The organism is Herbiconiux solani NBRC 106740 (assembly GCF_001571005.1).
Classification (GTDB): domain Bacteria; phylum Actinomycetota; class Actinomycetes; order Actinomycetales; family Microbacteriaceae; genus Herbiconiux; species Herbiconiux solani.
On sequence record NZ_BCST01000004.1, the window covers coordinates 76781 to 97435 of the forward strand.

Sequence of the window (20655 nt, forward strand, 5' to 3'; positions counted from 1 at the left end):
GTGCAGACGCGGCGGGACACGCTCGGGAGTCTGCTGAAAAGCTGCCGAGGCCCAGCCCCTACACTGGAATCCAGCGTGCGGGAGTGGTGAAATTGGCAGACACGCAGGATTTAGGTTCCTGTGCTTTCGAGCGTGAGGGTTCAAGTCCCTTCTCCCGCACTCCCCGACGACTGGAGAACCGACCGTGATCGCCGCTGCAGCACCTGCCGCCCTCATCCCCTGGCTCGACCCCAACACCCTGCTCGGCGGCGTGTTCGGGCCGGTGGCCCTCTTGATCGTGTGCGCGATCGTCTTCGCCGAGACGGGCCTGCTCGTCGGGTTCCTCCTCCCCGGCGACACCCTCCTGTTCTTCACGGGCGTGCTCGCCGTCAGCGGCAAGTTCGGCGTCGACATCTGGTGGGTCTGCCTCGGCATCTCGCTGGCCGCCTTCCTGGGCGGTGAGGTCGGGTATCTGATCGGTCACAAGTTCGGCCCGCGGGTGTTCGAACGCAAGGAGTCGGGGCTGTTCAGCGTGCGCAACGTCGAGCGCACCAACGAGTTCTTCGAGCGCTTCGGCGGCTTCGCCGTGATCGTGGCGCGCTTCGTGCCGATCGTGCGCACCTTTGCCCCGATCGCCGCCGGCATCGGGCACATGAGCTACCGCCGCTACTCGCTCTACAACGCCATCGGCGCGCTGATCTGGGGCTCGGGCATCACGATGCTCGGCTTCGGGCTCGGCCAGATCCCGCTGGTCAAGGAGTTCGCCGAGAAGTACCTCGACCTGGTGCTCATCGCCGTGGTCGTGCTCACCGTGATCCCGACCGTGTTCCACTACGTGCGCACCTCGCGCGAGGCCAAGCGCAACGCGCTGGCCGCCGACGCCGAAGAGGTCGAGGTGACCGGGGCCGCCGAGAAGCTCACCCTCGAGCCCGAGGTGTTCGGCAACGACCTCGACACGAACCCGCGCCCGTAACGTCACGAGCCGCGGGCGGGCAGGCGCGCTGGCTGTCGTCGCTCTGGACCGCCGCGCTCTAGAGGTGCGGCCGCTCCTCGTGCCGGGCGTGCTCGGCGGGTTCGAGCTGGAAGGTCGAGTGCTCGACGTCGAAGTGGGATGACAGGCACGCGCCCAGCGAGTCGAGCAGCGGCCCGGTCGCGCCTCGCTCGAACACCTGGCGCTCCACCACGACGTGCGACGAGAAGACGTACCGTCCCGAGGTGATGGCCCAGACGTGCACGTCGTGCACCTCGACCACGCCCGGCTCCTCCAGGATGTGCGAGCGGATGCCCTGCACGTCCATGTCGGACGGCGTCGACTGGTTGAGCACCGACACCACGTCCTTCAGCAGCGACACCGCGCGGGGCACGATCATGGCGGCGATCAGGAGCGACGCGATCGCATCCGCCCGCTCGAAGCCGGTGGTGAGGATGACGACGGCCGCGATGATGACCGCGATCGACCCGAGAAGGTCGCCGAGCACCTCGAGGTAGGCGCCGCGCATGTTGATGGAGGTCTTGGCGCCACCACGGAGGATCATCAGGGACGCGAAGTTGGCGACCAGACCGATCCCGGCGACGGCCAGCATGAGCCCGCCCTGCACCTCCCCCGGCTCGGAGGAGATCAGGCGCCCGACCGCCTCGAAGGTCACGAACGCCGCGACGACGATCAGGATGAGGCTGTTGATCAGGGCCCCGAACACCTCGGCGCGCTGGTAGCCGTAGCTGTGCCGCTCGTTCGCCGGGCGGGCCGCGACGATCGTGGCGATTAGGGCGATGATCAGGCCGATCAGATCGGAGAGCATGTGCCCGGCGTCGGCGAACAGCGACAGCGATCCCGAGAGCAGGGCACCGGCGGCCTCGACGACCAGGACGGTCGCGACGATCGCTATCGCGACGGTCAGGCGCCGGCGGTTCGCGCCCGAGCCGTGCGAGTGCGCGTGCGAGTGCGAATGCGATTGACCCGAGGTCGACGCTTTCGAGGATGCGGCGGGCGCGCCCGCGCGCGCGACATGCCCCGACGCCGGGCCGCAGCCGGCCGGGACGCCGTGCTCGTGCCGAGGGGTGTCGTCGCTCATCACGACAACGATAACCGCCGGAAACCCGCCCCCGGCCGGTTCTCGCCTAGTCGGGAATGAGGCTCGTTCTCAGCACGGGGATTGCCTCGGCGAAGGCGCGGGCCCGATGGCTCACCGCGTTCTTCTCGTCGGCGGTCAGCTCGGCAGCGGTGATCTCGGAGCCCTCCGGGATGAACAAGGGGTCGTAGCCGAAGCCCCCGCCCCCGTGTGGGGTTCTGGCCAGCCGGCCGCGCCAGGTGCCCGCGACGACGGTCTCGAATCCCGTCTCTGGCACGACGATGGCGATGTGGCAGGCGAACTCGGCTCCGCGGTCGCCCTCGTGCACGTCGGCCAGCTGGTCGACGAGCAGCGCGAGGTTCGCATCCGAGCCGCGGCCGTGCCCGGCCCAGCGGGCCGAGAAGATGCCCGGGGCGCCGCCCATCACGTCCACGCAGATGCCCGAGTCGTCGGCGAGGGCCGGGAGCCCGGTGTGGGCCGCGGCCGTCCGCGCCTTGATCAGCGCGTTCTCGGCGAAGGTCGTGCCGTCCTCCACCGGCTCGGGGCCGTCGTAGGCGACGATCTCGAGCTCGGGGAGCTCGGTGCCGAGGATGGCCTGGAACTCGGCCACCTTGTGGGCGTTGTGCGTGGCGAGGACGACGCGCATCCGGATCCCTCCGTTACTCGGCGTCGGTGCCGGACGCGAGGATCGCGGCCTGCAGGGTCGTGAGCTCGGTGGTGCCGAGGAGGGCGAGATCCAGCAGCGAATCGAGTTCACGGCGGTCGAAGGGGGCGCCCTCGGCCGTGCCCTGCACCTCGACGAACAGTCCCCGGCCCGTGACGACGACGTTCATGTCGGTCTCGGCCCGGACGTCCTCGACGTAGGCGAGGTCGAGCATGGGCGCGCCGTCGATGATCCCGACCGACACCGCCGCGACGCTGTCGAGCAGCGGCTTCGACTTCTGGCCGATGAACTTCTTGGTGCGGGCCCACTCGATCGCGTCGGCCATCGCCACGTAGGCGCCGGTGATCGCGGCGGTGCGGGTTCCGCCGTCGGCCTGCAGCACGTCGCAGTCGATCACGATCGTGTTCTCGCCGAGTGCCTTCATGTCGACGACGGCACGCAGCGATCGGCCGATCAGGCGGGAGATCTCGTGGGTGCGGCCGCCGATGCGGCCCTTGACCGACTCGCGGTCCATCCGGTCGTTCGTCGAGCGCGGCAGCATCGAGTACTCGGCGGTGACCCAGCCCTTGCCCGATCCGGACTTCCAGCGTGGGACGCCGTTCGTGAACGAGGCGGTGCAGAGCACACGCGTCTTGCCGAACGAGATCAGCGCCGAGCCCTCGGCCTGATCGCTCCAGCCGCGCTCGATGGTCACCGGGCGGAGCTGGTCGGCGGTGCGGCCGTCTTTGCGGACGGCGGATGCCTGGGGGTCGGTCACGGTGTTCTCCTCTGATGGGGGATGGTGATGGTGCCGGTCTCGACGAGCTCGACGGTCGAGACCTCGGGGCCGAGGAACTTCTCGGCGAGGCGGAGGAACTCCTCGGCACTCGTGCCGGTGGCCTCGTAGCGGTAGGTGGGCGGGGCCGAGGAGGTGCGCTCGATCCCCGCGCGGACAAGCGTGCGGTAGACGTCGTTCGCGGTCTCGGTGTCGCTGGAGACCAGGCGGACGCCGTCGCCGACGACGTAGGAGATGGCGCCCTTGAGGAACGGATAGTGCGTGCAGCCGAGCACGAGGGTGTCGATCCCCTCGTCGAGCAGGGGCTGCAGATAGCCCTCGGCGAGGGACACCAGCTCGCGGCTGGTCGTGTCGCCGGCCTCGACGTAGCGCACGAACTCCGGGCAGGCCTGCGTGAACAGCTCGAGGTGCGGGGCGGCGGCGAAGGCGTCGTTGTAGGCGCGCGAGGTGATCGTGGCCGTGGTGCCGATCACACCGACCCGGTTGTTGCGGGTGACGGTCACCGCCGTGCGGACAGCGGGCTGGATGACCTCGATCACGGGGACGCTGTAGCGCTCACGTGCATCCCGGAGCATGGCCGCCGAGGCCGTGTTGCAGGCGATGACGAGCATCTTCACGTCTTGGGCGACGAGGTCGTCGAGCACGTCGAGCGCGTAGCGGCGCACGTCGGCCAGTGGCTTGGGGCCGTAGGGCGAGTGGGCGGTGTCGCCGACGTAGAGGATCGACTCCCGCGGCAGCTGGTCGCGCACCGAACGGGCGACCGTGAGGCCCCCCACCCCGGAGTCGAAGATCCCGATCGGTGCATCACTCACGGTGCACAAGCCTAGCCCGCCATCCTGGGTGGCCCTTTATGCTCGGACTGTGACCACCTCCACCGGATCAACAGGGTCGGCCGGACCCGCGGGATCGACCGCGCTGCTCACCGATCGCTACGAGCTCACCATGATCGACGCGGCCATCAAGGCCGGGACCCACGACCGGCCGAGCGTCTTCGAGGCGTTCGGGCGCAGCCTCCCCCGCGGCCGGCGCTACGGGGTCGTGGCGGGGACGGGGCGGCTGCTGCAGCTGATCGCCGACTTCCGGTTCGGCGACGCCGAACTTCAGTTCCTGCGCGCGAACCGGGTGGTCGGCCCCGCCACCCTCGACTGGCTCGCCGACTACCGCTTCTCGGGGACGATCACGGGGTACCGCGAGGGCGAGATCTACTTCCCGAACTCCCCGCTGCTGGTCGTCGAGTCGAGCTTCGCCGAGGGCGTGCTGCTCGAGACCCTCGTCCTGAGCGTGCTCAACTACGACTCCTCGGTGGCGGGGGCGGCGGCCCGGATGGTGTCCGCGGCCCGCGGACGGCCGCTCGCCGAGATGGGCTCCCGGCGCACCGGGGAGCGTTCGGCGGTCGCCGCCGCGCGCGCCGCCTACATCGCGGGCTTCGGCGCGACCTCGAACCTCGAGGCCGGGCGCAGCTGGGGTGTGCCGACGATGGGCACCGCCGCGCACGCCTTCACGATGCTGCACGACAGCGAGGAGGAGGCCTTCCGTGCTCAGGTCGACGCCCTCGGGCCCTCGACGACGCTGCTCGTCGACACCTACGACGTTCCCACCGGGGTCGAGACCGCGGTGCGCGTCGCCGGACCGTCGCTCGGCGCGGTGCGGCTCGACTCCGGCGACCTGCTCACCCTCGTGGGCTCGGTGCGCGACCAGCTCGACGGGCTCGGCAACACCGGCACGAAGATCACGGTCACCAACGATCTTGACGAGTTCGCGATCGCGGCTCTCGCCGCCACCCCGGTCGACTCCTACGGCGTCGGCACCTCGGTCGTGACCGGTTCGGGCTCCCCCGCGGCGGGCATGGTCTACAAGCTCGTCGCCCGGCAGGGCGCCGACGGCGAGTGGGTGGCCGTGGCGAAGAAGTCGGCCGACAAGGCGACGCGCGGGGGGCGGAAGCATCCCGTGCGGCTGCAGGACGCCTCCGGGACCGCTGTCTCCGAGACCGTGTACGTCGGCGACGCGGCGCCGGCGGATGCCCGGGGGCGCGCACTGCACGTGCCCCTCGTCGTCGACGGGGTCGCGCTGCCCGAGCACCTCGGGGCCGCGGGCGTCGAGGCCGCGCGGGAGCACTGCCGGTCGGCACTCGCTGAGCTGCCGGACGAGGCGTTTCGGCTTGCGGCCGGGGATCCGGTCATCCCGACGGTGTACCGGGAGGTCTAGGGCCGGTCACCTGGCCGGGGGCAAGCTCGCCCGCTCGCCCGCGCGCGCTAGTCGCTTGCTCGCTCGACGAGCAGGCGCGTGACGACCTCGCTACTCGTCGAGCAGGCGCTCGTAGATCTCTTTGCAGGTGGGGCAGATCGGGAACTTCTCGGGGTCGCGCCCCGGGGTCCACTTCTTGCCGCAGAGGGCCTTCACGGGCTTCCCGGTCATCGCCGACTCGAGGATCTTGTCCTTCTCCACGTAGTGCGAGAAGCGCTCGTGGTCACCCGGATCGATGTTCTCGGTGTTGAGGAGGTCTTCGAGCTCGCGGTCGAGCGTGGTGGTGCCGCCTCCGCCGTCGGGGAGACCGCCGGGTTCGTCGACCCGTGCGAATGCCGGAGTGTTCATGGAGACGATTCTAGATCGGGTTTCAGTTGCGCTGGGCGGCGGCGAGGATCTCGGGCCCCCGGCGGTTGAAGATGGCTGCTCCCGCCGCGACCCCGCCGACGAGGACGACGAAGCCGACGCCGAGGCCGGTCCAGAGCGACATCCAGTAGTACTCGGGGTCGACGAAGACGCCGAGCACGCCGTAGATGATCGACGGCAGCGACAGCAGCACGGTTCCGACGAAGGAGAACGCCGGGGCGATCACCGAGGTGGCCCCGGTGGACTGGGGCTGGCTGAACGCGCTGTCACCCGGTCGCGCCGCCGCGTAGGGGAAGCGCGCGGAGAAGATGCTGCCGAGGCCGAGGCCGCTGAGCACGAGGCAGGTGCTCGCACCGAGCACCGCCGGGAGGGCGTCGAAGTCGTTCGCGAAGAAGACGCTGAGGAACGAGCCGATGCCGATCAGCGGGATCGCGATGAACACGGCCGGGAACATCCGGCCGATCCGGTCGGCCAGGCCCACCCTGCCGGCGACCACGTGGAGCCACACGGCGGTGTTGTCGAAGGCGACGTCGTTGTGCACGACCCAGCCGATGAACACGGCCATGACCGGAACCGGGAGGAGCGCCGTGTACTCGATCGGCACGCCCACGAAGGCGAGCACCGCCACCGCGACGATGGGCACCACCGGGACGATCAGGAGCTGCGCGTAGTAGCGGGCGTCGCGAGCCCAGTAGGTGAGCGAGCGTGCCGCGACGGCACCGGTCGCGGTCGTCGGCGTGCGGCCGAACCAGCCGAGGCCGGCGTGGTCGCGCTCGGGCTGCTCGCGGCCGGGGGTGACGAGCATCAGCGAGACGAGCCCGCGCCAGGCCAGCCAGAGCAGCGCGACGGTCGCGACGGCGATCAGCAGCTTCAGCACCGCGAACACCCATTGGCCGTTCGCCGCGTCGGCGGGCACGGCCCAGACGGCGCCGAACGGGGTCCAGCTGAGCACGCTCTCGAGCGAGACGAAGAACCCGTTGCCCGAGGAGCCGCCCACGATCATCACGAGGGCGATGCCGGGGACGATGACGAGGATGGCGAGCACCCCGATGGTGGCCCCGATCTCCCGCGCGCGGCGGGTGTTCAGGGCGAAGGAGGCGATCGAGACGGACAAGCGACCGCCGAGGATGCAGGTCACCGAGGCCACCACGGCTGAGACCACCGCGAGCAGGGCAGACCCGGGCGAACGCGACCACGTCACGATCGCCGCGAAGGCGACGACCGTCACCACGAGCGACGGAACGCTGAACAGCGACGCGACGGCCAGGCCTCGCGCGATCTTCGCATCCGTGACCCCGAAGAGCGAGAACGACCTAGGGTCCATCGAATCGCGCACCCCGAAGACGAGGGGCAGGAAGAAGAAACCGGCGACCACCAGGGATCCGCCGATGACGACGATCGTGCGGGCGAGCACGGGCTCGGCGTCACGCAGGGAGACCAGGGCGATCACGAGTGCGACGGCCATCGCCAGACCGTAGAGCACCCCGATCAGGATGCCCACCAGCTGGGACGGGCGACGCGCGAACACGTTGCCGATCAGCCGGAACTTCAGTCGGAGGAACTCAGCAACCATTCCATGCCTTCTGCGCTCTTGCGGCCGCCCGCGAGTTCGACGAAACGACGCTCGAGCGAGCCGCCTTCGCGCACCTCGTCGACGGTGCCCTTGGCGAGCACGCGGCCTTCGACGATGATGGCGACGCGGTCGCAGACGCGCTGGATCATGTCCATGCTGTGGCTGGAGAGCACGACCGTGCCCCCGCCCTCGACGTACTTCTGCAGGATGTCGACGACGTTGGCCGCCGAGACCGGGTCGACCGACTCGAACGGCTCGTCGAGCACCAGGATGCGCGGCGAGTGGATCATCGAGCAGGCGAGCGCGATCTTCTTCGTCATGCCCGCGGAGTAGTCGGTGACCAGGCGGCCGAGGGCCTCCTCGAGCCCGAAGGCGGCGGCGAGGTCGTCGCTGCGCTGGGCGACCGTAGCCGAGTCGAGGCCGCGGAGGGTGCCGGAGTAGTACAGGAGCTGGCGACCGGTCAGGCGGTCGAACAGGCGCAGGCGGTCGGGCAGCACGCCGATCAGGCGCTTCGCGGCCACCGGGTCGCGCCACACGTCGTTGCCGTGCACGGTGATGGAGCCGCCGTCGGGACGGAGGAGCCCGGTGACCATCGAGAGGGTCGTCGTCTTGCCGGCGCCGTTCGGGCCGACGATGCCGTAGAACGACCCCTGTGGCACGTCGATGTCGATGCCGGCGACGGCGGTGGTGCTGCCGAACTTCTTCACGAGCCCCGAGATCGACAACACGATGTTCGTGGGGTCGATGTCGCGGACGACGGAGGGGATCGACTTCGCAGTGATGCGGGGGCGGGCCGGGGTTCTCGGCGTGCGCGGGGCGCGGGCGGGCTGGGAGGCGTCGGCGCGCTGGACGGGCTTGCGCGGGGCGGCGGGACGCTTGGGGGCGGGTGCGGTGACGGCGGCTTCGGTGTCGGCCGCGGTGTCGGTGTCGGTGGCGTCGGCTTCGTCGATCAGGGCTTCTAGGTCGGCGAGGGAGTCGGTCTCGATGACGAGCTCGGTGTCGGGTGCGACGTTCGTCTCGGTTTCGGCCGCCGGGGACTCGGTCGCCGCGGACTCGGCCGCCGGGATCTCGGTCAGAGCGGTCTCGGTCTCGGGGAGATCGGTCGCCGGCTCCTCGGCCGGAGCCTTCACGACGGGAGCCTTGGCTGCGGCTGCCTTCGCCGCAGCGGTCTTCGCGGCGGTGGTCTTGGCGGCGGCGGGCCGACGTGCGGCAGCGGGCTTCGCCGGGGTCGCCGACTTCGCGGCGGTCGCCGGCTTCGACGCGGTGGTCGATTTGGGGGTGGCCGCGGACTTCTGCGCGGGTGCACGCTTCACCGGGGCACGACCCGTCGCCGACGCCGAGGACGTCGCCGACTTCGCGGGGGCACGGCGCGGGGCACGGGCACCGCCCGACGGTGCTCCCCCGGCGTCCGGCGTGTCTGACTCTGAGCTCACCGCACCAACCTATCAATCCCGATCCGGCCACGCACGAGGCCTCCACGCGCGTTCACGAAGTTCCTAGTCTGACACCTCCGGAGGGGTGGTGACGCATCGCGAAACAGAAACGATACACATCCGACGTGAACGCCCCTCCACCACAGACGCCCTCACCGCCCGAGTTGTCCACATCCGCCCGACCCCACCCCGCCACCGGCCCCGATCGTCGGTAGCCCGCACTACTACTACCCTCATGGCACGCACTCACCTCACACCTCTCGACACCCCGTCCGCCGCCTACGCCGTGCCGCTGCAGCTCGATCGTCGCGACGCTCCGCACAGCTATTGGCTCACCAACATCAGCCGCGAAACCCTCCGCGGGCTCGCGTTCACCCTGCACGGAGCCGGGCTCATGCGGGCGACCCCGCCGCTCCTGCTGCATCCCGGTCAGCAGGTGCGATTGCGCATCCACGGTTCGACGCTCGAGGTGTCGGCCATCCTGATCATCCGCTGGTTCCGGCCGAACGGCGACGAGTACCTGTGGCGGGTGAGCTTCTGAGCGCGCCCACCGCGGGCGGCGCGGCGCGGTCAGCGCTTCTCGGCCTCTTCGCGGGCCCGGATCAGGTCGGCCACGGTCACCTTGTGCGGGCGGTCCGGCAGCAGGTCAGCGGTCATCCCCTCGAGCAGCCTGCCCGGGTTCATGTTGAGGGCCGTCGCGATCCGGAGGATGGTGTGCAACGAGGGGTTCGCCTGGCCGCGTTCGATCTTGCCGAGATTGGTGAAGTGGAGTCCGGCCAGCTCGGCCAGCTCCATCTGATTGATCGAGAAGCGCTGCCGTTCTTCGCGGATGCGGGTGCCGAGCAGTCGGGCGGCATCGGAATGAACGGTGGTCACCCATCATGCCTACCTGCCGCATGCTCGTGCAGCCAGAGCGCACAGGATGCATGCGTTTGTACCTATATCGTCCGAGCCACGCGCGCCATCAGAGACCGGCCCGGAGTACCGCCGGTGCCGCCACCCGCGAGACGAGGAGGTCGAGGGCCGCCCAGGCAGCACGGCGCCCGATCCCGAGGTGCCGGGCGTAGACGGCGAAGTACTCCAGCTCGGGCTCCGCCCCACGATGGCGTTTGAAGTCGGCGACGCCGCTCGAGGCGTGCAGGTCGGCGCTCTCGTCGTGCGCGGTGCGGGCGATCAGGTAGCTCAGCATCCGGTACAGCCCCGCCTCCTGCGGCAGGGTCGTGTCGTACCCGACGACGGGAGCGGCCAGCAGGCCGTGCGCGACCGTGTACCCGATGACGCCGTCGATCCGTCCGTCCCGCTCGAGGAGGAGGAAGCTGAGGAGACCCGAGCGCTGGGCGAGCGCAATGAACTCGGGCGAGTAATCGGGGTTCAGGCGGGAGTACTTGCCGAGGTAGAGCATGCCGTAGAGCTCGGCGATCCGCTCGAGCGTCGCGCGACCCGAGACCCCCGTCTCCGGGTCGATCTCAGCGGGGCGCACGGCGTAGCCCGATCCCTCGAGCAGGGCGCGGTCGCGCCCGACGTCGCGGAGGCTCTCCCACTCGGCGTCCCGCGTCGGCGCGAAGAGCACGCTCCGCGACGGGATGAGGCGGTACCCGTTCTGTCGCAGCGACTCCGGGAGGCGGCTGCCGCGACCGTGCACGCTTCGCCAGGCGATTGCGAGCTCCGGATGCGCGGCGGCGAGCCGCCCGGTCACGTCGGCGACGGCGGCCTCCCCCAGGTCCGGCAGCAGGTTGGTCGAGACGAGCGCGTTCCCCACGATCGCGACGTCGTCGGCGCGCCCGGCGCGGAGCACCCGCTCGAGCACCGCCAACGCCGCGCTGCCGGCGACCCGGGCGGCCCTCGACTCGACCAGCCGCAACTCTTCGCGGGCGTAGTGCACGTAGTGGGTGATCGGCGAGACGACGTAGCTCGCGGGGATCGTGACGGGATGGTCGGTGGAAGTTGAGCGGGGACGAGTGAGAGGGAGCAGGATTCCCGCCGCCTCGATCCCCTCCACGACGACGTCCGCGTTCTCGACCAGCGGGTGGCATCCGGGGGCCGTGGCAGCTTCCGTGAAGCCGGCGACGAATTCGCCCGCCCGCGGTGCCACCGGGGCCCGATCGGCCAGGAGGGGTTCGCCGTTCCACTCGATGTCGTGGGTAGAGGCGGCGAGCAAGGGAACCCGCGCGCGGAACGCGGTGGACAGCTGCACGGCGAGCGAACGCGCGAGGATGACCGGCGGTACCGCGTCGCCCGGAGACCGAAGGACGTCCGGCGACCGCAGCTGCCGGGCGAAGCGCCGCACGTCGGCCACCGAACGCAGGGCGGGGAGGCCGTAGAGCACGTGGGGAAGACCGAGTCGCGCCGACGCCCGTCCACCTTCGACGACAGGGCCGGGCCGAGACGGATCGATGGGACGCACGAAGGCCGCGGGGAGGTCGTCGGCGGGCGTGAAGAGGTGCAGCCCGCTCGTCGCACGGGGATTGCACTCGAGCACGACCACCTGCCCAGGCCGGCCCGCCGGCTCGGGCCGGCCGGCCTGCCCGAGCCGGGAGTCGTCGGGTCCGGGGCGAGCCTCGGTCCGCTCGATCAGGTCGAGACCGAACTGACCGGTGAGGTCGAGTTCGGCGGCGAGCAGCGAAGCGATGCGACGGGCCTCGACCGCGGCCGGACCACGCGGGTCGAGTCGCTCGAACGCGACCCCGGCACCCGCGCCGGCCCGCGACACCGACCGGTACGACACGAAGGCCGTCAGCTGCCCCGCCACCGCAACCGCGTGGGCGCTGAACTCGTCGCCGACGACCCGCTCCTGCACGACCCACTGCTCGTCGCGCGTCACACGACCCGGATCGGGCAGTTCCTCCCCCGTCCCGACGAACAGTGTCCGCGCGCCGAAACGGGAGAACGCCGGCTTCACGACGAGCGCCCCTGACACCACCGCCCCTGTCGCACGCCCCGAGCCGGCCGCTCGGGCCGCCCGGGCCGCCCGTCGCCGCTTCTCGGACAACCGGCGCCACTGCAGGCGGGAGGCGACGATCGTGGTGTCCGGCTGCGGGATGCCGAGTGTGCCCAACAGCTCCGAGAACGCCGCCTTGTCGTGCACTCTGCGCAGTGTGTCGGGTGGAGGCGCGAACAGAGGCATCCCGGCGATGACGGACGTCTCTGCCCCGAGCGGCGAACCGGCGTCACCGCGGGCGCGGCGTTCGCGGGCCTCGGCGACGACCGCGGCCAGCCAGAAGATCTCCTCGTTGCACGGGATCACCAGGTCGACTGCATGGCGCCGGGCGATGCCCGCAATCGCCGCCGCGAACTCCCGCGGGCGGAAGCGTGCCGACGGCACCCGGTAGGCCTTCCCGACCGACTTCGACCCCGACGCGAGCGCCGGCTGCGAGTCGGCCACGACGACGAACGCACCCGAAGCCGCGAACTGCCGGGCCAGTTCGAGCGTCGCCGGGGCGCGCGAGCCCGTCAGGAGGACTGCGGTCACGCTCCGCCCTCGGCGACGCGGATGCACTCGGCGAGACCCCGGCGCATGTACGCCATCCAAATCGGCCCGATCACGCGTGCAACGAGCGCACGCCGGCGCGGGAGCGGCCGGAAGCCGTAGCTCCAGCGGATGGTCGACCCGCCCGCCGCCGGCGCGAACTCCCAGCGCGCCCGGGCGTCCGAGACCAGGCGACCGAGCACTTTCGTGTAGTCGGTGACGTCGTAGTCGAAGCGGCCCCGAGCATCCGGAGCCGGAGGCCGGTCGTAGCGCACCAGGTGCTCACGGAACCTGCTGCCGTCGGACAGGTGCACGGTGCGCTGCTCGCCGGGCCGCGTCCACGGGCCGGTCTGCTCCGAGACGCCCGTGACGGCGGGGATGACGAGGAACCGGTGGAAGAGCGTACTGTCGTCGCGCGGCACGACCCGGTCGAACGCCCGCTGCGCGTCGACCGCGGTGTCGCCGATGACCGAGAACTCCACGAATTCCATCTGCACACCGTAGCGCGCCGGGTCGTCGCGCTGCCCTGGCCCAGCACCTTCCCTCCCCTACGCTGGAGCCATGCCCTCCTACCGCGTGACCATGATCGTCGGCCCCCTCGAGATGGGAGTGCGCCCCGAGGACGTGCTGCCGACCCTCACCCAGGCGATCGCCGACTACACCACCGTCGAGGCCTCCGACATCGCGATCTCGGCCGGGGCGCCGCGGGTGACCGTGCGCTTCACCGCCGACGACGACCGGGCCGCCTTCCTGATCGCCGAGCAGGGCATCGACGGCACCCGCGTGTCGATGGACCCGATCGCCTGGCAGGTCACCCGCCAGGTCAAGGGGCGCTGGGAGCCCCTGCCGTGAGCCGGAGGAACGCCGACAGGGTCGCCAGCTCACCGGTGTTCGCCGGCAGATGGTCGGTCAGCGCCGGCGAATAGACCAGGTGCGCCACCCACTTCGCGCGCGAGATCGCGACGTTGAGCCGGTTCTTCATCAGCAAGAACGCGATGCCACGGGGCACTTCCGCCGCCGATGATGCGGCGAGCGACACGATCGCGACCGGCGCCTCCCGACCCTGGAACTTGTCGACCGTGCCGACGGCAGCGCCCTCGAACCCGGCCGCCGACAGGTGCGCCCGGAGGCACTCGACCTGAGCGTTGTACGGGGCGACGACGATCACGTCCGAGGCCTCGAGCGCGCGCGGGCCGTTCTCGTCGCCCGGGTCGGTCCAGAGCCGGCCGACCGCGTCCCGCACGATCGCCACCACCCGCTCGGCCTCCTCGATCGACTCGGTCGCATTGCCGTGATGGGCGACGGGATGCCGCACCAGGCCGGGCTCGACCCCGTCGAGGTGGCGGGCGGTCGTCGCGTGCGGTTCGGAGTGCAGCTCGCCCTCGTACGAGAGCGCGCTGACCGGGGCGCAGACGGCGGGATGCATCCGCCAGCTGACGTCGAGGAAGTAGCCGAGCTCGTGCGGCAGCACGTCGTGCCCCTCAGTCAACCAGCCGAGGGCCGAGGCGTCGACGGGCTCCGGATGCGTGCCCTGGGTCACCTGAGGCAGCTGCTGCGGGTCGCCGAGCAGCAGCAGGTTGCGCGCGGCGACGCTCACCGCGATCGTGTTCGCGAGCGAGTACTGCCCGGCCTCGTCGATCACCAGCAGGTCGAGCTGCTTGCGGCCGACGCGGCCGAGGTTCGTCGCATCCCACGCCGTGCCGCCGATGACGGCACCGCGTCCGCGCGCCGCGGCCCCGGCCAGAAACCGGGCGAGCCCATTCGTGCCGAGCACGGTGAACCGCGCCCCGGGATCGGAACTGACCTTGCCCACCTGCGCCTGGTCGACCCCCGCCGCCACGATGGCGTCGAGCATGTTCTCGACCACGGCGTGCGACTGCGCGACGACGCCCACGGTCCAACCGTGACGGTTGACCAGATCGGCGACCACCCTCGCCCCGGTGTAGGTCTTGCCGGTTCCCGGCGGGCCCTGCACGGCGAGGTACGAGTCGTCGAGGGCGAGCAGCGAGTCGCGGATGGCGTCGATCGCGCCCCGCGCTCCCTCTCCCACCGTCTCGAGCGCACGCCCGTCGCGCCTCCGCGGTGCGGCCCGGCGCAGGATGTCGACGGCCGGGTCGGCGGGGAAGGACGGCAGGGCGTCGGCGAGCTGCTGCCCCCATTCGGCGATCGCCACCTGCAGCGACGCCGTCTTCGGCGGGGCCGACGGGGTCACCGCGACCGGCACCGCCGAGTACGGCTCCCCCGTCATCGGCAGCGACTCCTCGAAGTCGTACTGGGTGATGCCGTTCGGGAGCTCCACCACCTCGCGAAGCGTGGTGCGGTCGTGCGCCACCCGGTCGGTGCGACGCGAGCGGGGAGCGGGCCACGGATGCGGCGGGTCGTAGACGAAGAACCGCCCGCGCGCGCCCTCCTCCAGCCGACTGCCCGGTGCGAGCTCGCCCCGGACCCGGAACCGGCGGCGGAGCGCCCGCTGCCCCGGGTCGCGGTACCACTCACGGTCGACGACCGAGGCCTCGACCGTCAGCACGTCCCTCGTGTCGGCCCACTCCTCGAGGGGCTGCTCGAGGCGGTTGTAGTGCTCCCACCAGAACGACTTGTCCTCGCGCCGGTGGTAGTCGATCGCGGCCGCGGCGAGGGCGACGGCGAGCCGGTCGGCCGGGCGCTCGACGAGAGCCGGATGCGCGGCCCATGCGGCGAGCGACCGGTGCAGCGCGCTCGGCTCCAGATCGAGCTCGTCCGGCGCTGCGGCTGGCGCGTCGGCTGATCCGGAAGCCGGAGTGGTGCCGCCGCCGCCACCGGCCAGCCCGGATCCATCCTCCGTGAGCAGTCCGCCGCCGAAGGCCTCACCGACGCCGTCTCCGTCAGCATCACGGTCAGCAGCACGGTCACCGGCAACGGCCAGCCGTGCCCGTTCCTGCGCGTGGAACTCGACGGCGCGGCCGAGCAGCCAGTTCCGCAGCTCCAGCGTCGACACGCAGTCGTACTCGTTGTAGTCGGCGATTTCCTGGAGCCGGTGCCGGGCGGCCTCGGCGGCCACCGGATCGGTCTCCCCCGCCTCCCGCAGCGCGACGTACTCGGCGTAGGCCGTGATCGAGTCGGCCGCGTTCGTCACCTCGCTGGCGCGGTACCGGTCGCCCATGTAGAGCGGCTCGAGCTTCTTGAGGCTGTACGACGGCGAGCTGACCCGCACGCTCTTCTTGACCACCGGGTACAGGTCGACGAGCACGCCAGCTCGGAGCAGTGCGTCGAGCTGCTCTTCGCCCACTCCGTGCCGGGCGCAGAGCGACTGCAGGTGAGCCCGCTCGTAATCGGCGTAGTGGTAGATGTGCATCCCCGGGTGCTCGCGGAGCCGTCGGGTGGCGTGATCGAGGAAGCCCTGGAGCGCCACGGCCTCCTCGGCGTAGGAGTGCGCCCAGAACGGCAGGAACACCGTCGCCCCCGCCTTCGCCGGGCCGTGCTCGACGAGGCCGAACAGGTAGTCGAGGCCCCACTCGGCGCGCGTGCCGTCCGGCCCCGGCTCGGAGTAGAGCGGATCGCCCTCGAAGTCGAAGAAGATGTCGCCGGGATCAGGCGGCGGCAGCGCATCGAGCGCCGCCGGATCGAAGACCCGGTAGGTCAGGGCGCGCCGGCCGTCGCGCTGCAGCCGCGCCTGGTCTCGGAGCGCCTCCAGGGTCGCGGCGCCGACCCCCGGCACCTCGCCCGACGAGTCGGCCAGCTCGTCGAGCGTCGCGATGCCGGCCGCACGCAGGCGCGACCGCTGGGTCAGCCGCATCCCGGCAACCAGGAGCAGATCGCGGTGCGCGGCCACCTCCGGCGTGCAGACGTCGCAGCGCCCGCACGCGGTGTACCGCTCGTCGCCCCACTCGACCGGGGTCACGTCGGCGCCGATCCGCCCGTCGAGCAGTTCCTCGAGGCGCCGACGCCGATCGAGATACACCGGCAGGATGTCGCGGAGGAGGTGCGTCGATCGCGTGCCGTCGCCCAGCAGGAGGTGCACCTCCTCGCCGAGCGGGACCCCGAGCCGGCTGAGCTGCTCGGAGTAGGCGGCCAGCTGCAGGAGCGCGGTGATCTTGGCGTGTCGCGCGAGCTTCGTGTCGTAGACCTCGTAGACCGGCTCACCGGCCTCCGTGTCGTCTCCCGTCCGGACGATGAAGTCGGCGAAGCCGAGGAAACGGCCGTCGAAGAAGGTCGCCTGGAACACGACGTCGGCCCCCGCGCGGAGCGCCTCGAGCGTCAGCGCCTCGGCCCGGGCGAGTTCGTCGGGAGCGGTGCGCGGCGGGCGCTCGATCTCGGCGACGCCCCGCCCGCGGTCGGGATCGAAGGGGCCGTAGCGGAGCCGGTAGGCCTCGAGCGTGCGCAGCTCGTGGACGTCGCCGAGGCGGGCGGCGCGCTCCAGCATGTCGTCGACGACCTCCGGGAGCGGATCGATCCGCCCCAGCTTGGCATCGAGCCGACGCACGAGCGCGAACTCGCAGCTGGCCGCCGCCGTGAGATCGGTGGCGCTGTAGAGCACGGTCGTGGGGGTGCCCGCTTCGCCGACGACGATCATCCGCTCTCCCTGTGCTCAGGCCTGTGCTGGTGCCCGTACTCGTGCTCGGACTCCTGCGGCCGACCGGGATGTAGAACCCCGGGGCCGCCGCCAGACTAACCGGGACCGCCGACATCGCCGTGCCCAGGCCGGCGCACCAGCACCAACACCAGCACCAAAACACAGGCCTCCGCGCCGGCCGCCCGGCACGGGCTGCGGACAGCCGGGCGGATTAGGATCCGAGCGAAGCAATCTCAAGGGGATCGGAGCGGGCGATGACAGCACGGACAGTGGTCATCACGGGCGCGAGCGACGGGATCGGCGCGGCGGCCGCACGCACCCTCGCGGCCCAGGGCGACGAGGTGGTCGTGGTCGGGCGGTCGCGGGAGAAGACCGCGGCGGTCGCGGCCGGTCTCGGTCCGGACGGCCGGGACGCGGCCTGGTTCACCGCCGACTTCGCCCGGCTCGAGGACGTGCGCGACCTGGCCGACCTGCTGCGCGACCGCTATCCGCGGATCGACGTACTCGCGAACAACGCGGGCGGGCTCATGGGCCCTCGCACCGAGACCGTCGACGGCCACGAGCTCACCTTCCAGGTGAACCACCTCGCCCCGTTCCTCCTGACGACGCTGCTGCTGGACCGCCTCACGGCCGGCCGCGCCACGGTCATCCAGACCTCGAGCGTCGCCCACCGGCTGTACAGCGATTTCGACATCGACGACCTCGAGCTGCGCGGCAAATACAGCTCGGAACTGGCCTACGGGAACGCCAAGCTCGAGAACATCCTCTTCACCCGAGAGCTGCACCGCCGCTATCACGACCAGGGCATCTCGGCCGCCGCGTTCCACCCCGGCGTCGTGGCGACGGGGTTCTCGCAGGGATCGAAGAGCACTCTGCGACTGCTCTACCGCACGCCGCTCAAGCACCTCATCCGCACCCCGGACCAGGGCGCGGACACCCTGGTCTGGCTCGCGAGCACCCCGCCCGATGGCGGGATCGAGGACGCCGGCGAGGAGAACGGTGGCTGGCGGAGCGGCGGCTACTACGCGAAGCGCAAGCCGGCCGCCCTGAAGAAGGGTGCGGACGATCCCGCCCTCGCCGCCGCCCTGTGGGACCGCAGCTCGGCGCTCGTGCGCTGACCGCGGCTGATTTCGCGGGAAGGGGCTCGTTCGCTGAAACGCGCGTGACCGCTGAACCGGAGCGTGAGCCCCGAACCGCGGCTCAGGCCTCGGCCGTCTTCCCGCCCGGGAGTCCGACCGCCGGCAGCACGATCCCGTCGATGACCGAGATCAGGAAGTCGCGGTCGACCGGCAGCTGCCGGACCAGTGAACGGTAGGCGGCCATGGAGGGCGCGATCAACGCGATCGCCTCGATGTCGATGGTCTCAGCGATCTCGCCCCGTTCGACGGCCCGGCGGAGCAGGATGCGGTTGACCTGCGCGCGCGGCTCGACGATGGCGGCGTCGATCGTGCTCGCGAGCTCCGGCGAACGGCTCAGCACCGACATCAGGCCGGCCATGATCTGGAGCTTCCGCCCCGCATCCACGATCGTGCGAGGCTTCACCATCGCCAGGAGGTCGCCCCGCAAAGTCCCCGTGTCAGGCAGGTTGTCGAGGTCGAGATCGCCTCGCTTCATGCACGCGACGGCGTCGACCACGAGCTCGCCCTTGGAGGGCCAGCGGCGGTAGAGGGTCGCCTTTCCGGCCTTGGCGCGGGCGGCCACCATGTCGATCGTCATCCCGTCGTAGCCCTCTTCGGCCAGCACATCGAGGGCGGCGTCGAGGATCTCCGGGTCGCGGGAGTGGTCGCGCTTGCGGCCCAGCTTGCGGGGGCCGGGGGTCTCGGCGACGTCGTCGCCCGTGGTCTCGATCTCGGCCGCGGCATCGGGGTCGGTGGAGAGGTCGGGCGGCGTCGTCGCAGCCTTCTCCTCGGTCTGAGTGTTCACGCCTCCAGTGTATGTCGCTTTAACGGAACCGGGTGTATCCGAAACTACTCAGTTCCGTATATAGTTCTCGTCATGTCCTCGTTGAACCCCGCACCCGCTGCCGTCGCACCGCATCGCTGGTGGACGCTGACCACGGTCGCCCTCGCCCAGCTGATGGTCGTGCTCGACGCCACCGTCGTGAACATCGCGCTCCCCTCGGCCCAGGCCGACCTCGGCTTCTCCGACGGCGATCGCCAGTGGATCGTCACCGCCTATTCCCTCGCCTTCGGCAGCCTGCTGCTGCTCGGCGGCCGCCTCTCCGACCTGATCGGCCGGAAGCGCGCCTTCATCATCGGCCTGATCGGCTTCGCCGCCGCCTCCGCCCTGGGCGGTGCCGCCGACAGCTTCGGAACGCTGGTCGCGGCCCGCGCGCTCCAGGGCGCGTTCGGAGCCCTCCTGGCCCCGACGGCCCTCGCCGTGCTCACCACGACCTTCACGATCCCGAGGGAGCGCGCCCGCGCCTTCGGCGTCTTCGGCGCCATCGCCGGAGCCGGCGGCGCGATCGGCCTGCTGCTCGGCGGCGTGCTGACCCAGAGCTTCGACTGGCGCTGGAACCTCTACATCAACGTCGTGATCGCCGTCGTGGCCGTCGTCGGCGCGGCCCTGTTCGTGCGCACCATCCCGCGCACCGGACCGCGTCCGAAGCTCGACCTCCCCGGCACCCTCCTCGTCTCGGCGGGCCTGTTCGCCCTCGTCTACGGCTTCTCGAACGCCGAGACCGACGGGTGGGACTCGCCGCTGTCGTGGGGCCTCCTCGTCGCCAGCGCCGTGCTGCTCGTGGCGTTCGTGATCTGGCAGCGCCGCGCCGCGCATCCGCTGCTCCCCCTCTCGATCGTGCTCGACCGCAACCGCGGGGCCGCGTACAGCTCGGTGCTCATCGCCGGGGTCGGGATGTTCGCGATCTTCCTCTTCGTCACCTACTACCTGCAGACCACGCTGCACTACACGCCGATCCAGACCGGGCTCTCCTTCCTGCCCATGATCGGGATGCTCGTGGTGATGGCCCAGCTGTCGACGAACATCTTCGTGCCGCGCTTCGGGCCGAAGATCATGGTGCCGATCGGCATGTCGATCGCCGCGATCGGCATGGTGCTGCTCACGAACCTCGACGTCGGGAGCAGCTACGCGGCCAACGTGCTCGCGCCGCTGATGATCCTGGGTGCGGCGATGGGCACGATCATGCCCGCCTCCATCCAGACCGCCACGCTAGGCGTCGACCGCGAGTTCGCCGGGGTCGCCTCGGCGATGGTCAACACGAGCCAGCAGGTCGGCGGATCGATCGGCACCGCGCTGCTCAACACGCTGGCCGCGACGGCCGCCGCCGACTACGTGGCGTCGCATATGCCGCCGACCGGCGAGGTGCTCGCCGAGGCCGCGGTGCACAGCTACTCGACCGCGTACTGGTGGGCCGCCGGCTTCTTCGCCTTCGGCGCGGTGCTCTCGGCGCTGCTGTTCCGCCGCCGCGGGCAGGGGCTGTCGTTGTCGCAGGGTGCTCCGGCGGGTGCCGGGGAGACCCCGGCGTCGGCCGATGAGAACCCTGAGCCGGTCATCGCTCACTGATCCCGCTGGGAGAGA

General features: G+C 71.1%; 18 protein-coding genes and 1 tRNA gene. 7 read left to right on the plus strand and 12 right to left on the minus strand.

Annotation, left to right across the window (positions count from 1 at the left end; all coding sequences use genetic code 11):
• Positions 1-77: 77 nt before the first annotated feature.
• Positions 78-159 (plus strand) — tRNA-Leu (locus tag HSO01S_RS08070).
• 25 nt (positions 160-184) lie between these two features.
• Positions 185-952 (plus strand): DedA family protein, encoded by a 768-nt coding sequence (locus HSO01S_RS08075; protein WP_084361463.1) that lies wholly within the window; start codon positions 185-187, stop codon positions 950-952.
• 58 nt (positions 953-1010) lie between these two features.
• Here HSO01S_RS08075 and HSO01S_RS08080 read toward each other — a convergent pair whose 3' ends face one another.
• Genes HSO01S_RS08080 through murI form a run of 4 tightly spaced genes read right to left on the minus strand, consistent with a single transcriptional unit; the run spans position 1011 to position 4299 of the window.
• Complete coding sequence (locus HSO01S_RS08080; RefSeq protein ID WP_084361513.1) at positions 1011-2051, minus strand: cation diffusion facilitator family transporter; 1041 nt, start codon at positions 2049-2051, stop codon at positions 1011-1013.
• A 46-nt stretch (positions 2052-2097) separates the two neighbouring features.
• Complete coding sequence (gene rdgB / locus HSO01S_RS08085) at positions 2098-2694, minus strand: RdgB/HAM1 family non-canonical purine NTP pyrophosphatase (protein WP_066040243.1); 597 nt, start codon at positions 2692-2694, stop codon at positions 2098-2100.
• Positions 2695-2707: 13 nt separating this feature from the next.
• The gene (gene rph, locus HSO01S_RS08090; RefSeq protein ID WP_066040245.1) at positions 2708-3469 is read right to left on the minus strand and encodes a ribonuclease PH; all 762 of its coding nucleotides are present in this window, start codon (positions 3467-3469) and stop codon (positions 2708-2710) included.
• On the minus strand, positions 3466-4299 hold the full coding sequence (gene murI / locus HSO01S_RS08095; RefSeq protein ID WP_066040247.1) for a glutamate racemase: 834 nt from the start codon (positions 4297-4299) through the stop codon (positions 3466-3468). The genes rph and murI overlap by 4 nt, the downstream gene beginning before the upstream one ends.
• A gap of 130 nt (positions 4300-4429) precedes the next feature.
• On the opposite strand from murI, the gene HSO01S_RS08100 reads away from it, so the two are divergent.
• Positions 4430-5692, plus strand: a complete 1263-nt coding sequence (locus HSO01S_RS08100; protein ID WP_066040741.1) for a nicotinate phosphoribosyltransferase — start codon at positions 4430-4432, stop codon at positions 5690-5692.
• Between the two features lie 90 nt (positions 5693-5782).
• On the opposite strand, the gene HSO01S_RS08105 is transcribed toward HSO01S_RS08100, so the two are convergent.
• From HSO01S_RS08105 to HSO01S_RS19680, 3 genes are read right to left on the minus strand one after another with little or no spacing between them, the layout of a single operon-like run.
• Positions 5783-6079: a DUF3039 domain-containing protein gene (locus tag HSO01S_RS08105; protein ID WP_066040249.1), complete on the minus strand. Its 297-nt coding sequence runs from the start codon at positions 6077-6079 to the stop codon at positions 5783-5785.
• A 22-nt stretch (positions 6080-6101) separates the two neighbouring features.
• The gene (locus HSO01S_RS08110) at positions 6102-7670 is read right to left on the minus strand and encodes a hypothetical protein (RefSeq protein WP_066040252.1); all 1569 of its coding nucleotides are present in this window, start codon (positions 7668-7670) and stop codon (positions 6102-6104) included.
• Positions 7646-9103: an ABC transporter ATP-binding protein gene (locus HSO01S_RS19680; RefSeq protein WP_306306981.1), complete on the minus strand. Its 1458-nt coding sequence runs from the start codon at positions 9101-9103 to the stop codon at positions 7646-7648. Before HSO01S_RS19680 ends, HSO01S_RS08110 begins: the two co-directional genes overlap by 25 nt.
• Before the next feature lie 235 nt (positions 9104-9338).
• On the opposite strand from HSO01S_RS19680, the gene HSO01S_RS08120 reads away from it, so the two are divergent.
• Positions 9339-9644: a hypothetical protein gene (locus HSO01S_RS08120; RefSeq protein WP_066040254.1), complete on the plus strand. Its 306-nt coding sequence runs from the start codon at positions 9339-9341 to the stop codon at positions 9642-9644.
• 29 nt (positions 9645-9673) lie between these two features.
• On the opposite strand, the gene HSO01S_RS08125 is transcribed toward HSO01S_RS08120, so the two are convergent.
• The 3 genes from HSO01S_RS08125 to HSO01S_RS08135 form a co-directional block, all read right to left on the minus strand.
• Entirely contained in the window at positions 9674-9979 is a 306-nt protein-coding gene (locus tag HSO01S_RS08125) for a helix-turn-helix domain-containing protein (protein ID WP_066040256.1), read from the minus strand.
• An 88-nt stretch (positions 9980-10067) separates the two neighbouring features.
• Complete coding sequence (locus HSO01S_RS08130; RefSeq protein ID WP_066040259.1) at positions 10068-12572, minus strand: ATP-grasp domain-containing protein; 2505 nt, start codon at positions 12570-12572, stop codon at positions 10068-10070.
• The gene (locus HSO01S_RS08135; protein ID WP_066040261.1) at positions 12569-13060 is read right to left on the minus strand and encodes an SRPBCC family protein; all 492 of its coding nucleotides are present in this window, start codon (positions 13058-13060) and stop codon (positions 12569-12571) included. The genes HSO01S_RS08130 and HSO01S_RS08135 overlap by 4 nt, the downstream gene beginning before the upstream one ends.
• Positions 13061-13130: 70 nt before the next feature.
• Between HSO01S_RS08135 and HSO01S_RS08140 the strand changes: the two genes are divergently transcribed.
• On the plus strand, positions 13131-13421 hold the full coding sequence (locus HSO01S_RS08140) for a hypothetical protein (RefSeq protein WP_066040262.1): 291 nt from the start codon (positions 13131-13133) through the stop codon (positions 13419-13421).
• On the opposite strand, the gene HSO01S_RS08145 is transcribed toward HSO01S_RS08140, so the two are convergent.
• Complete coding sequence (locus tag HSO01S_RS08145; protein WP_066040264.1) at positions 13393-17118, minus strand: TM0106 family RecB-like putative nuclease; 3726 nt, start codon at positions 17116-17118, stop codon at positions 13393-13395. The genes HSO01S_RS08140 and HSO01S_RS08145 overlap by 29 nt on opposite strands.
• Before the next feature lie 254 nt (positions 17119-17372).
• Between HSO01S_RS08145 and HSO01S_RS08150 the strand changes: the two genes are divergently transcribed.
• Positions 17373-18236: an SDR family NAD(P)-dependent oxidoreductase gene (locus HSO01S_RS08150; protein WP_066040266.1), complete on the plus strand. Its 864-nt coding sequence runs from the start codon at positions 17373-17375 to the stop codon at positions 18234-18236.
• An 82-nt stretch (positions 18237-18318) separates the two neighbouring features.
• Here the strand turns inward: HSO01S_RS08150 and HSO01S_RS08155 are convergent, their stop codons facing one another.
• On the minus strand, positions 18319-19041 hold the full coding sequence (locus HSO01S_RS08155) for a TetR/AcrR family transcriptional regulator (protein WP_245635937.1): 723 nt from the start codon (positions 19039-19041) through the stop codon (positions 18319-18321).
• 72 nt (positions 19042-19113) lie between these two features.
• On the opposite strand from HSO01S_RS08155, the gene HSO01S_RS08160 reads away from it, so the two are divergent.
• The gene (locus tag HSO01S_RS08160; RefSeq protein WP_084361464.1) at positions 19114-20640 is read left to right on the plus strand and encodes an MFS transporter; all 1527 of its coding nucleotides are present in this window, start codon (positions 19114-19116) and stop codon (positions 20638-20640) included.
• The last annotated feature ends 15 nt before the right edge of the window (positions 20641-20655 follow it).

Bases quoted from the DNA above. Each gene is read 5' to 3' on its own strand.
- HSO01S_RS08080 (WP_084361513.1), bottom strand. From the start codon at position 2,051: ATGAGCGACGACACCCCTCGGCACGAGCACGGCGTCCCGGCCGGCTGC.
- rdgB (WP_066040243.1), bottom strand. From the start codon at position 2,694: ATGCGCGTCGTCCTCGCCACGCACAACGCCCACAAGGTGGCCGAGTTC.
- HSO01S_RS08100 (WP_066040741.1), top strand. From the start codon at position 4,430: ATGATCGACGCGGCCATCAAGGCCGGGACCCACGACCGGCCGAGCGTC.
- HSO01S_RS08105 (WP_066040249.1), bottom strand. From the start codon at position 6,079: ATGAACACTCCGGCATTCGCACGGGTCGACGAACCCGGCGGTCTCCCC.
- HSO01S_RS08110 (WP_066040252.1), bottom strand. From the start codon at position 7,670: ATGGTTGCTGAGTTCCTCCGACTGAAGTTCCGGCTGATCGGCAACGTG.
- HSO01S_RS08120 (WP_066040254.1), top strand. From the start codon at position 9,339: ATGGCACGCACTCACCTCACACCTCTCGACACCCCGTCCGCCGCCTAC.
- HSO01S_RS08135 (WP_066040261.1), bottom strand. From the start codon at position 13,060: ATGGAATTCGTGGAGTTCTCGGTCATCGGCGACACCGCGGTCGACGCG.
- HSO01S_RS08140 (WP_066040262.1), top strand. From the start codon at position 13,131: ATGCCCTCCTACCGCGTGACCATGATCGTCGGCCCCCTCGAGATGGGA.
- HSO01S_RS08145 (WP_066040264.1), bottom strand. From the start codon at position 17,118: ATGATCGTCGTCGGCGAAGCGGGCACCCCCACGACCGTGCTCTACAGC.
- HSO01S_RS08150 (WP_066040266.1), top strand. From the start codon at position 17,373: ATGACAGCACGGACAGTGGTCATCACGGGCGCGAGCGACGGGATCGGC.
- HSO01S_RS08160 (WP_084361464.1), top strand. From the start codon at position 19,114: ATGTCCTCGTTGAACCCCGCACCCGCTGCCGTCGCACCGCATCGCTGG.